Origin of the sequence: Streptomyces venezuelae (assembly GCF_008642275.1) — a bacterium.
GTDB classification, from domain to species: Bacteria; Actinomycetota; Actinomycetes; order Streptomycetales; family Streptomycetaceae; genus Streptomyces; species Streptomyces venezuelae_E.
Window position 1 is genome coordinate 7,633,084 of the sequence record NZ_CP029189.1, and the last position, 12,484, is coordinate 7,645,567.

7 protein-coding genes are annotated in these 12,484 nt (G+C 72.6%); 4 read left to right on the forward strand and 3 right to left on the reverse strand.

Translation table 11 applies throughout. The features are described from left to right. Positions 1–202 precede the first annotated feature (202 nt). Both DEJ51_RS33835 and DEJ51_RS33840 read right to left on the reverse strand, forming a co-directional pair. Positions 203–586: a VOC family protein gene (locus tag DEJ51_RS33835; protein ID WP_150261428.1), complete on the reverse strand. Its 384-nt coding sequence runs from the start codon at positions 584–586 to the stop codon at positions 203–205. Between the two features lie 46 nt (positions 587–632). Then, entirely contained in the window at positions 633–2,513 is a 1,881-nt protein-coding gene (locus tag DEJ51_RS33840) for a serine/threonine protein kinase (RefSeq protein WP_150261430.1), read from the reverse strand. A gap of 378 nt (positions 2,514–2,891) precedes the next feature. Here DEJ51_RS33840 and DEJ51_RS33845 point away from each other — a divergent pair, with 378 nt between their 5' ends. The 4 genes from DEJ51_RS33845 to DEJ51_RS33860 all read left to right on the forward strand — a co-directional run bounded on the left by DEJ51_RS33845 (position 2,892) and on the right by DEJ51_RS33860 (position 11,511). Further along, entirely contained in the window at positions 2,892–5,132 is a 2,241-nt protein-coding gene (locus DEJ51_RS33845; protein WP_150261432.1) for a CHAT domain-containing protein, read from the forward strand. A gap of 127 nt (positions 5,133–5,259) precedes the next feature. After that, on the forward strand, positions 5,260–6,693 hold the full coding sequence (locus tag DEJ51_RS33850; protein WP_223836105.1) for a lipase/acyltransferase domain-containing protein: 1,434 nt from the start codon (positions 5,260–5,262) through the stop codon (positions 6,691–6,693). Positions 6,694–6,917: 224 nt separating this feature from the next. Next, on the forward strand, positions 6,918–8,702 hold the full coding sequence (locus DEJ51_RS33855; RefSeq protein ID WP_317852440.1) for a VanW family protein: 1,785 nt from the start codon (positions 6,918–6,920) through the stop codon (positions 8,700–8,702). A gap of 181 nt (positions 8,703–8,883) precedes the next feature. Further along, positions 8,884–11,511: a SpoIIE family protein phosphatase gene (locus DEJ51_RS33860; RefSeq protein WP_317852452.1), complete on the forward strand. Its 2,628-nt coding sequence runs from the start codon at positions 8,884–8,886 to the stop codon at positions 11,509–11,511. A 42-nt stretch (positions 11,512–11,553) separates the two neighbouring features. On the opposite strand, the gene DEJ51_RS33865 is transcribed toward DEJ51_RS33860, so the two are convergent. Next, entirely contained in the window at positions 11,554–12,441 is an 888-nt protein-coding gene (locus tag DEJ51_RS33865; protein ID WP_150261436.1) for a S41 family peptidase, read from the reverse strand. Positions 12,442–12,484: the final 43 nt, after the last annotated feature.

Genomic DNA, 12,484 nt, shown 5'->3' on the forward strand with positions numbered 1-12,484 from the left:
GCAGAGTAGATCATCCGCCCGCCCGGTCCCCGGTGCCCGGGGGACGTTGGCCGGGGAGTGACGTAGCTTGCCACGGTCGCGAACCGAGACTTTGCCGGGGGAAGCGCCGTACCCATCCTCGCCACCTGCCTGCCGAGCGCTGACAGCAGGCCTTCACTGACGGCGACGCGTGGCTGAGGCCGCCGGTCCGTGCGGGCGAGCCTCAGGAAGACGGCGAGGCGTGGTCGGACTCGCCGCGCAGGACGCAGAATTCATTGCCTTCAGGATCGGCGAGGACCGCCCAGCCCGTACCGTCGGGCTGCCGGCGGTCGGTGACCAGGGTGGCGCCGAGACCCAGCAGCCGTTCGACCTCCTCCTCGCGCGAGGCCGTCGGACGCAGGCACAGGTGGATCCGGTTCTTGACCGTTTTCGGTTCCGGCACCTGGTTGAAGTACAGCAGAGGACCTTCCGCGAGCATCACCGCGGTCTCCCGGTCGCCTCGTCCGGCGCCGGGGTGCAGCGGACTGCCGGTCGCTTCACTCCAGAACCGGGCCAGCTCGTACGCGTCCGAGCAGTCGATCGCCACGTTCTGCACCACCGAAACCATGCGGCACAGCCTGCCCGAGCACCGCTCCGCCCGCCACCGAATAGCCTCAGCTCTGTTTCGTCCAGCGCTGCGAGGCCTGTCCACCGCACGTGTTGGTCACCAGGCCGCTGCTCATGCCCAGGTCGAGACAGCCCCCGCTGAAGTCGTTGCGGAGGCTGCCGTTCGACCCCGTACGCCACAGCCGGGCGGTGCCCTGGGAGCAGTCGCCGACGAAGACCGCCTGGCCGAGCATGTTGGCGTACAGGCAGCCGCCGCCCTGCTGGTTGACGAGCTTGAAGCTGCCGTCCGGTCTGCTCTGCACGGTCCACCGGGCACTCGCGTCCGCGCAGTCGCCGTGGTCCGAGGCTCCGAACACCTGCGTGATGCACCGGCCGTCGTTGCCGTTGCGGAAGCGGTAGGTGCCGGATGCGGGAGGGGCCGGGGGCGCCGGGGTCGTGGGCGCCGTGGAGGTCCCGCCGCCGGAGGCGCGGCTACTGCCGGAGCCGCCCGCGGCGGCGGGGTCGCCGGAGTTCCCGGCGCTGCCCGGGCCGGGCTGGGCACCGCCGCCGGGGAGGGCACCGGTGCCGGTGCCACTGCCGGGACCGGTTCCGCCCGCGCCCCCGGCGGCCGCGCCCTGTCCCGGGTCCTGGGCGGGTGGCTGCACGGGTGAGGCCGTACCGGACGGACTGCCGTCGGGCGGGGCCGCCGTACCCGGTGGCACGACCGGTGTGGTGGGGCTGGCCGGCGCCGAGGGCGGGGCGGACGGGGAGTTCGCCGCGCCGGCCCTGGGCGCGGAGGCGTACGGCAGGTGCTGGAGGGCCAGCGTCGTCCCGCCCGCGACCACGACGACGGGCACGACGGCGAGGAGGACCCGGGTGCGGCGGCGGCGCGCGACCGGCTCCGGACGGGCCGTGACCGGGGGAGCGGGCGCCGCCGGGACCGGTGCCTTCTCCGGATCCGGACCCGCCTCCGGCTTCACCTCGGGCTCGGCCCGCTCACCGGTGAGCGGGAGCGTCGGGACGTCGGCCTCCTGTACGTTCGCGGCGAACGCGGCTCGCTCGGTCAGTCGCTCGGTGACGGCCTCCGGCCACAGCGGTGCTGCGAACGGGCCGTGCCCATCCGCGCGTTCGAGGAGTTCGGCGGCGGTGGGACGCCCCTCGGGGTCCTTGTCGAGGCAGGCCGCGACCAGCTCGGCGAGCTCCGGCTCCAGCTCCCGCAACGGCGCCAGGTCGGGCTCCTCGTGGACGATGCGGTACAGCACCCCGTGCCCCGACTCGTCGCCGAACGGCGGCTGACCGCACGCCGCGTACGCGAGTACGGAGCCCAGCGCGAACACGTCCGTGGCCCCGCTCAACCGCCGTCGGCCCGAGGCCTGTTCGGGTGCCATGTAGGCCGGTGTGCCCACGACCATGCCGGTCCGGGTCAGCTGGCTCTGCTCGGCGGCCCGGGCAACGCCGAAGTCGATCAGGGTGAGACCGTCGAGGGTCAGCATGACGTTGGACGGTTTGAGGTCCCGGTGCACCATGTCCAGCGCGTGCACCGCCGCCAGCCCCGCCGCGGCCTCCCGCAGCAGCAGCCACAGCGCCCGCGCGGGCAGCGGGCCGCCGTGCAGGGCGACGGCCTCCCGCAGGGTGAGCCCGGGGATGTAGGCGGTGGCGAACCACGGGGGAGAGGCGGTGCGGTCGCTGTCGAGCAGCGGAGCGGTGGCGTCCGAGGGCAGCCGGGCGAGGTTGTCCAGCTCGTGCCCGAAGCGGCGCAGGAAGTCCTGGTCCTCTCCGACGACGGAGGACAGGAGCTGCTTGACGGCGACGTACCGGCCCTCACGGATGCCGAGATAGACGCGCCCCATGCCGCCGGCCCCGAGCCGGCCCGCCAGCGGGATCGATCCGATGCGGCGCGGATCCCCCGCCTCCAGCGGTTCGGCCCCGCTCCCCGTCAGCTCTGACACGTCAGCCCCGCTCGAATTGGAGAAGTTTCCAGGAATCTAACCCCGAAGATCCTGGAACGGCAACGCGGGTCGCCGAAAGGCGAGTTGATCGCGGCCCGCCGCGAGTGGCGCGGAATCCGCAAGGCTCCGACCCGCAGGCGACGGGGTCCTGCACACGGCCCGTCAGCTGCCGGCCGCGCGGGTCGAAGCGGAACCGGACCCCTGTCCGCCCGACCCCGCGGCGGATCAGCAGAACTGGCCCGGGCGGCCGACCTGCTGGCCCGGTCCGGGCCGCACGCCCCGCTGGCCGCCCCCGTCGACAGTGGGATAATCCAGTGGGGGAGACAGATGTGACGCACTCGGATCGAGAAGCTCGGGCGACTCGAAGGGAGGAGCGTGGTGAGCACCCCCGCCGCCGCTCGCATCGCTGACCTGCTGGAGGACGTACCGACGGCCTCGAACCCGCCCGCACGGTTCCCCGCTCCGGCCCCCGACCGACCGCCGCGCACCGATGGTCCAACACTCAACATCACCGTGGTCTGGGGCGACATCGCGCAGATCGAGGCAGATCTGCACGTCACGGGTCACTACCAGTCGGTAGTGCCCGCGGCCGCGGAACTGGCGCTGGACCGGGCCATTTCCGTCGACCCCCGCCGGATCATCACGGAGCACACCAAGCTCGGCTGGATCGAAGCCCAGTTGGGCGAGGTCACGTACTTCCCCTGCCGTGAGGGTCCCGTTCGGTGCGCCGCGGTCGTCGGCATGGGACCGATGGGAACGCTGACGGAACGCCGCGCCGTCCAGATGTACGCGTCCCTGCTCGGCGAAGCACTCGGGCTCGGCCACGTCGGGACCATGGCCACCGTGCTCATCGGCTCGGGCACCGGCAATCTGACCGTCAAGCAGGCGGCCCGCGCCATCGCCCGGGGATTCGCCGACACCCTGGCGCCGCTGGGCCCGCCCGCGCCGCCGCCCCGGCTCACCGACGTGCTCGTCATGGAGGTCGACCGGCTGCGCGCGGAGCAGCTGCACCTCGCCCTCACGGAATCCGCCGCGAAGCTCCCGCAGGTACGGATCGTCCCGGGGCTGCGCGAGGAGAGCGGCGGGGAGCTGTTCGGGCCCTCCGCCGCGGTGTACGCCCTGTCGGCGCTGACCGGGCTCGCCGGACCGACGGGTGCGTCCGCCCGTGACGCCGCCCCGGGCGGCCCCGGTCCGCCCACCCCGCCGGGACCGCAGGCGGACGTGCTGCACACCGTGCTGGCCGGCTTCGACGCCGACATCCAGGAGAAGATCCGCGAGCAGCTGGTGGACCTGGCATCGGTGGAGCGCACCGAGCTGTCCCTGACCGTCCGCAGGCCGGCGGAGGCCCAGGACGACGCGGTACCCGTCCGGATGTCCGTCCAGTCGGGGGTCGGCGGCCTGCGCTGGGCGGCGCTGACCGGGCGGGCCACCGTGCCGGAGCGGCTCGTGCCGGTGGACATGGACCTGCTGCGGGAACTCGTGGACCGGCTGACGGAACCGAGCGTCAAGGACGCGTGCGAACTGCCCGACCTGCTGTCCCGGTTCGTGGTGCCGCCGGACTTCCAGCGGCTGCTGACCGACGACTCGACCGTACTCCTGGAACTGGACCGGGACACGGCTTCCGTCCCCTGGGAGTTCCTGGCCGAGATCCAGCAGGCGGGCGTGGAGAAGCGCGATCCCCTGGCGATCCGCACCCAGCTGTCCAGGCAACTGCGCACCACCTACTCGCGGGTGATGACCGAGAGCCTGGCCGACGCGCCGTTGCGTGCTCTGGTGATCGGCGATCCGGGCGACCCGGAGAAGGGGTTCCACCTGCCCGGCGCCCGCCAGGAGGCCCTCGCGGTGGCCTCCCGACTCAAGGAGCTCGGGGCCACCGTCAGTCTCTTCGTCGGCGCCGCGAACTCGCTGCGCCAGCCGGGCGTCGACCCGGCCCGGCGGCTCGACGTGCTGCGGGTCCTGCTGTGCGGGGGCAACCACATCGTCCACTACTGCGGACACAGCGACTTCGACCTCTCCGGTACGGGACGGCGCTCGGGCTGGGTCTTCGCCGACGGGCTGCTGACCGCCCAGGAACTCGCCCTGCTCGAACGGCCGCCCCTGATCGTCGTCGCCAACGCCTGTTACACCGCCCGCCTCGGCGACGGCGAGGGCACCGGCCCCGGCAGCCCGCCCGGAGCGCCCGGCCTCGCGGGCCGCAGCCCCTGGGGCAACCCGCAGGCCGCGCTGGTGCCGAGCCTCGCCGACGAGTTCCTGCGCATGGGCGTGGGCCACTACATCGGGGCGGCCTGGCGGATCCCGGACGACCAGGGGATCTCCTTCGCCGACCAGTTCTACACGCACCTGTTCAACGGCGGTGCCGGTGAGGCGACCCCGACGGTGGGCGGCGCCGTCCGCGCGGCGCGCAGGCGCCTCTACGGGCTGCGCGCCGCAGGGCAGCGGGAGCAGGACCCCGGGGCTCCGGCCGGTCCCGGCGATCGCGACGGCCACGACGGATCCGACGGCCCCGGCCGGCCCGGCAGCCCGCACGTCACGCCGAGTGGGCAGCGCTGGAGTTCCTGGGCCGCCTACCAGCACTACGGCGACGCGGCCGACCCGTTCGTCCGGCCGGCCGGCGGCTAGACCCGCTCTTCGGGATCCTGCCGAGCCCGCCCCGCCCCCGAACCCGCCCCACCCCGAACCCGCCTCGCCCCGGACGCGGCGGGCCCGGCCGACAAGATCAGAAAGAGACGACCGAGGAGGCCCGCTCATGGCCCGGAACCCGATGGCCGATGTCGTCGTACTGCTCCCCGGTATCGGCGGGAGCGTGCTGACCCGGAACGGCAAGGAGGTGTGGGCGCCCTCCGCCTCGGCGGTACTGGGCGCGCTGGCGAGCCTGGGCGGCTCGCTGGAGTCCCTGGAACTCGGCGAGGACGACTGGCTCGTGGACGATCTCGGCGACGGCGTCGCCGCCGACCGGCTGGTGCCCGATCTGCACACCCTGCCCGGACTGTGGAAGATCGACGGCTACACGGCGATCGAGAGGTTCCTGCTGGCGCGGTTCGACCTGCAGAAGGGCCGGAACTACTTCCCGTTCCCGTACGACTGGCGACGCGACAACCGGGCGTCCGCCCGCAGGCTCGCCGAGCAGAGTGCGGTCTGGCTGCGGGACTGGCGGGAGGCCAGCGGCAATCCGGCGGCCCAGCTCGTCCTGATCGGGCACTCGATGGGCGGGCTCGTCTCGCGCTATTTCGTCGAGGTGCTGGGCGGCTGGAAGGACACCCGGGCCATCGTGACCTTCGGGACCCCCTACTACGGGTCGCTCAACGCCGTCGAGTTCCTGTGCAACGGCTTCCACAAGCGGATCGGCCCGTTCGAGAAGGACCTCACACGGCTCCTGCGCTCCTTCACCGCCCTCCACCAGCTCGTCCCCGTCTACAAGTGCGTGTACGGGCCCGACGGCGAGGCGGCCGTCCCCGCCAAGGCCGGGCTGCCCGGCTGGCAGCCGCAGTGGAGCAGCCATCTCACCGACTTCTTCGCCGAGACGGAGCGGGCGGCCACCGCCAACCGGAAGGAATCCGCCTGGGAGTCCAACCAGGTGGTCTACCACCCCATCGTCGGCATGGACCAGCCCACCCGGCAGTCGGCCCGGCTCGCCGACCACACGATCGAGACCCTGCTGCTCCGCGGGGACGCGGACGAGGGGGGCGACGGCACCGTGCCCAAGCTCTCCGCCGCCCTCTCCGGTACCGAGGACGCCCGCACCTTCGTCCCGCAGAAGCACGGCAGCCTGCAGAACCAGGACGCGATGCTCGACCACCTCGGCGGCATCCTCCAGTCCCTGCACGACGTGCGCATCGACGACCTGAGGGCCGCCGTGACCTCCTGGTTCAGCTACCTCGGTGACGACCTCTACCTCGCCGACGAGCCCGTCACCTGCGAGGTCGGTGCCGTCAGCTCGCTGAGCGAGAGCGAACTCCCCGAGGTCCCGGCGCGACTCTCGGTAACCGCACGTGCCACCGGCCGGGCGGTGGTCGCCCGCGACCTCACGGTGGCGCGGTGGCGGCAGCGGGTCGACGTCGGCGTGCTGCCCGCCGGTACGTACGACCTGCTGATCAGCGCCGGCGCCGACACGGCACCCCTGTGCGACGTGTTCGTCGTCGCCGGACCGGACGGTACGGACGCCGTGGACGGGCCACGGTGAGCGACGGCCGAGAACCCCTCCCTGGATGAGTCTCCACCGGGGTCACAATCGTGACAACAATTACATTCATCCCCAAATGGAGTCCCCAGCAGGGATCATTATTTCCCGTAATTGTCGTATATGGCTGCTATGGCGGCCCGCGCCACCTGAGGGACGGTCGGCGCCACGGGAGAGATATGGGACGCGTGCGGAGCTGGGCGGTCAACCGACGGATCACTCTGCCGGTGGCAGCGGCAGGAGCCGTCGTCCTCGGACTGGGCGGTCTCTACGGAACCGCCCTCGCGGTCGGAGGCGACATAGACGAGGGCACCCGGGTCATGGGGGTGGACCTCGGCGGCATGAGCCGGTCCGAGGCACGCCAGGCGCTGACCCGGGAGCTCGGGCCCGCCGCCGCGGCCCCGATCACGGTGAAGGTCGGCGACCGCGTGGAGAAGGCCGATCCCGCCACGCTGGGACTCTCCCTCGACACCGACGCGACCGTCGAACGCGCCGCCCGGAGCGGAGCCGGTCCGGTCGCCGTCATCGGCAGCCTCTTCGCCTCGGGCAGCCACGACGTGGCGCCCGTGATCAGCATGAACGAGCAGACCGCCCGTGCCGCGGTGGACCGCCTCGGCGAGAGCACCGAGCAGCACGTCCGCGACGGGGTGATCACGTTCGAGAAGGGCGCGGCGAAGGCCGTCGCCCCGCTCCCCGGTGTCGCCCTCGTCGAGGACAAGGCCCTCGACACCCTCCGAGCCGCCTACCTGCAGCCCGGCAAGGGCCCTGTCGTCCTGCCCGTCGCGCGCACCGAGCCGCGCGTCGGCGCCGAGGAGACCGGACGGGCCATGCGGCAGTTCGCCGAGCCCGCGATGTCGGGGCCCGTCCAGCTCACCGTCGCCGGCCGGCGCATGTCCGTCACCCCGGCCGTCCTCGGCGAGCACCTGAAGATGCGGGCCGACGGCCAGGGCCGCCTCGTGCCCGCCCTCGACTCCAAGGGCCTGCTCGCGGACCCCGCCGTCGCGCCCACCGTCGACGAGGCCACCCGCCCGCCGCGCAACGCCGTACCCGCTCTCGCCGCGGACGGCCGCGTGGTGATCGCCGACGAGGGCCGTGCGGGCCGCAAGGTCACCCAGGAAGCGCTCGGGCAGGCCGTGCTGCCGCTGCTGACCCGCTCGGGTGCGGCCCGTAGCGGCGAGGTCGCCACCGTCGCGGTCCAGCCGGAGCTCACCGCCGACGAGGCGCGGCGGCTCGGCCTCAAGGAGAAGGTCTCCTCCTTCACCGTGGAATTCCCGGCCGCGCCGTACCGCACCACCAACATCGGCCGCGCCGTGGAGCTCATCAACGGCTCCGTCGTCATGCCGGGGCAGGAGTGGAGCTTCAACCGCACGGTCGGCGAGCGCACCCCCGAGAACGGTTTTGTCGACGGGATCATGATCAATGACGGCCAGTACGTGAAATCGCCCGGCGGCGGTGTCTCGGCGGTCGCCACCACCATGTACAACGCCGCGTTCTTCGCGGGCGTCAAGCCCGTCGAGCACGGCGCGCACTCCTTCTACATCGAGCGCTACCCCGAGGGCCGGGAGGCCACCGTCGCCTGGGGCACCCTCGACCTGCGCTGGGTCAACGACTCCGGCCACCCGCTCTACATCCAGGCCCGGTCCACCGACACCTCGCTGACGATCTCCTTCCTCGGCACGAAGAAGTACGACGAGATACGCGCGACCAAGGGGCCCCGGACCAACATCACGCCGCCCGGGAAGCGGACCGGCAGCGGCGAGACCTGCGAGGTCCAGACGCCGCTGGAGGGCTTCGACGTCACCGTCGGCCGGACCTTCGTCCAGGGTGGCAAGGAAGTCGGGCACGAGGACTTCAAGACCCACTACACGCCCCGCGACGAGGTCACCTGTACCCCGGAGGCCGCTCCCGGGGCCACCCCGGGCGCCACCCCCGCAACCCCGGGGCCCTCGCAGACCCCGTCCCGTGCCGCGGCGGACGGCCTGCAGAGCACGGCCGAGCGCCACACCGGCTGATCTCTTCGGGGACCAGGTGTGACAATCCGGACGCTCATCGTGCATGTCGGGGGCCATGGGCGTCCGGAAGTGCTACAACTGGGTTCGTGACCATTCCTCGCCACCCGTGCCGGGCACGTCGGTGCGGTCACCTCTAGGCAACCGGAACAAGAGCGTCGCCGGACAGGTATTCGTCCTCCAGGTGGCGATCGTGGTGTTGCTCGCGGCCGGGGCCCTGCTGGCCCTGGTCCTCCAGTCGAGGCACGACACCGAACGCGAGGCACGCAACCGGTCGGTGTCCGTGGCCCAGACCTTCGCCCACTCCCTGGGTCTCCAGGACACCCTGAAGTCGGCCGACCCGTCCAAGACGCTCCAACCCCTCGCCGAGACCACGCGCAAGGCCGCCGGGGTGGACTTCATCGTCGTGATGGACACCAACGGCATCCGGTACAGCCACCCCCAGCCGGACCGCATCGGGAAACGATTCGTCGGCACCATCGAGCCCTCGCTCAAGGGCCAGGTCCACACCGAGAGCGTCGACGGCCCGCTCGGCAAGGAGATCCAGGCGGTGGTCCCGGTCACCGGGCCCGACGGCAAGGTCAACGCGCTCGTCTCGGCGGGCCTCACCGTCAAGAACGTCACCGGCGTCGTCGACCGCCAGCTCCCGGTCATCCTCCTGGCCATCGCCACCGGCCTCGCTCTGGCCACCGTGGGCACCGCGCTCATCAGCAGACGCCTGCGCCGCCAGACCCACGGGCTCGGCACGCAGGAGATGACCCGGATGTACGAGCACCACGACGCGGTGCTCCACGCCGTACGCGAGGGCGTACTGATCACCGACGGCGAAGGCCGCCTCCTGCTGGCGAACGACGAGGCCAAACGCCTGCTCGGGCTCCCGGAGGACGCCGACGGACGCCACATCGCCGACGTACCGGGCCTGGACCGCCGGATGGCCGACCTGCTGCTCTCCGGCCGCGAGGCCACCGACGAGGTCCTGGCGAGCGGAGACCGGCTGCTCGTCGTCAACCAGCGGCCCACCCATCCCCGCGGCCGGCCGGAAGGCGCCGCCATCACCATCCGCGATTCCACGGAGATGCAGGTCCTGACCACCCGGGCGGAGACGGCGCGCCGACGCCTCAAGCTGCTGTACGACGCGGGCGGCGACATCGGTACCAGCCTCGACGTGGTGCGCACGGCCGAGGAGCTCGCCGCCGTGGCCGTTCCCCGCTTCGCGGACTTCGTCACCGTCGACCTGGCCGACCAGGTCATCGACGGCGAGGAGCCCCGCGTCGGCTCGGACATGCGCCGCACCGCCGTCAGCGGCATCCGCTCCGACCATCCCCTCTACCCCGTCGGCCGGCTGATCGACTTCCTGCCCTCCACCCCGCAGGCGCGGGGCTACGGCACCGGCCGGGCCGAGCTGGTGCCCCACCTGGCCGACGCGCCGGGCTGGCAGGCTCAGGACCCGCCGCGCGCCCAGGCCATCGTCGACTACGGCATCCACTCGCTCATCGCGGCCCCGCTCATGGCCCGGGGCGTCGTACTCGGCGTGGTGAACTTCTGGCGGTCGGAGAAGCAGGAGCCGTTCGACGAGGACGAGCTGTCCCTGGCCGAGGAGCTCGTCGCCCGGGCGGCGGTCAGCATGGACAACGCCCGCCGCTACACCAGGGAACACGCCCTCGCCGTGACCCTCCAGCGCAGCCTGCTGCCGCGCGCCCTGCCCGAGCAGAGCGCCATGGACGTGGCCCACTTCTACCTGCCCGCGCAGTCCGGGGTCGGCGGGGACTGGTTCGACGTGATCCCGCTGGCCGGCTGTCGCGTCGCGCTGGTCGTCGGGGACGTCGTCGGGCACGGGCTGCACGCCGCCGCCACGATGGGGCGCCTGCGTACGGCCGTACACAACTTCTCCTCCCTCGACCTGCCGCCCGACGAGATCCTGGCCCGCCTCGACGACCTCGTACAGCGCATCGACCACGACGGCGACGGCGACGACGTCAACGGCGGCGTACTCGGCGCGACCTGCCTGTACGCCGTCTACGACCCCGTGTCCCAGCGCTGCACGATGGCGCGCGCCGGCCACCTGCCACCCCTGGTGGTCGCCCCCGACGGGACGACCGAGATCGTGGAGCTGCCGGCCGGACCCCCGCTGGGCCTGGGCGGCATGCCCTTCGAGACCGCGGAGCTGGACCTCGCGGAAGGCAGCCAGCTGGTCCTCTACACGGACGGGCTGATCGAGGAGCGGACCCGGGACATCAGCGAGGGGCTGGAACTGCTGCGCGCCGCCCTCAGCCACCCCGACCGGGATCCGCACGAGAGCTGCCGGGCCGTACTCGACATGCTGCTGCCGCCCCGGCCCACCGACGACGTGGCCCTGCTCATCGCACGGACCCGGACGCTCGGCCCGGACCGGGTCGCGCAGTGGGAGGTACCGTTCCAGCCGAGCGCGGTGGGCGCCATGCGCAACGCCGCGGCGAAGAAGCTCGACGAGTGGGGCCTGACGGACCTGGGCTTCGCCACGGAACTGATCCTCAGCGAACTGATCACCAACGCCCTGCGGCACGGCAGCGCGCCCGTCCGGGTACGCCTGCTCCACGACCACAACCTGACCTGCGAGGTGTGGGACGGCAGCAGCACCGCCCCCCACCTGCGCTACGCCGCCACCACGGACGAGGGCGGCCGCGGCCTGTTCCTGGTCGCGCAGCTCAGCGAGCACTGGGGCACCCGGTACACGCCCGAGGGCAAGGTCATCTGGGCCGAGCTGGCCCTGCCCGGTGCGGCCGGGAGCACGGAGGCCGCCCTGGCGGCCTTCCTGGACGTGGACCCGATCTGAGAGTCGGTACTTCGCGGACACCCCCTGGGGGAGCCGGGGAGGTCAGAGGCCCGGCTGGACGGCCTTGAGCGCGGTTTCGAGCGCCTGCGACGCCGGGACCGGGACGTCGGGAACGACTCCCACACCCTCCCAGTTGCCGCCCGTGACCGTGTTGATCGTCCGGGCCGTCGGCACCGTCACGAGCATGTGCTCGGTGACCGCGTACCGGGCCGTCGGATGCGCGCCGCCCCGCGTGGTCTCACCCACCACCACGGCCCGCCCCTGCGCCTGCAGGGTGTACGCCACGTCCTCGCCCCCCGAGAACGTGTCCGCGCTGGTGAGGATGTGGACCGGCCGGTCCAGGTAGCGGGGCGCGGGCAGGTGCGCGACCGTCCAGTACTGCCGGGTGCTGTCCGAGACCCGGTCGTAGATGTCGTTCAGGTGCACCTGGTCGTCGGGCAGGAAGTAGCTGCACCACATGGCGGCCCCCTCCGGCATGCCGCCGCGGCAGCCCCGGAGGTCCAGCACGAGGGCGGAGCTGTGCGCGACCAGCTGCATCGCCGCGCCGATCGCGCTCGCTCCCTCGACGGCCCCCGCGATCAGCCGGAGCTCTATGAGCCCGACGTTCCCTTCCAGCCGCTCGACGCGCCGGATCCCCTGGTTCTCGGTCCGGAGCACTGCCGAGAACGCGGCATCCCCTCCGTCCTCGTCCACCGGGTCCAGCGACTGCGGCTCGTCCGTCCACAGCAGTCGCAGGTGCTTGTCCGGGCACACCTCCTGGAGGTGCGCCGTCACCGTCTCGCAGAGCGCCGGCCCGGCCAGACCCTCGTACGCACCCGCCGCCAGCCGGCTCCGGATCCCGGCCTCGATGGCGACGGCCTGGTCGGGGAAGACGTAGCCCTCGGTGATCCGGGCCAGGGCGCGTTCGATGATCTCTTCGTTGGTGGTCATGGGGCGGCATGCTAGGGCGCCAACACGCCTTTGGCCAAAGGTG

Coding starts and splice junctions, on each gene's coding strand:
- DEJ51_RS33835 (WP_150261428.1), bottom strand. CDS start 586: ATGGTTTCGGTGGTGCAGAACGTGGCGATCGACTGCTCGGACGCGTAC.
- DEJ51_RS33850 (WP_223836105.1), top strand. CDS start 5,260: ATGGCCCGGAACCCGATGGCCGATGTCGTCGTACTGCTCCCCGGTATC.
- DEJ51_RS33865 (WP_150261436.1), bottom strand. CDS start 12,441: ATGACCACCAACGAAGAGATCATCGAACGCGCCCTGGCCCGGATCACC.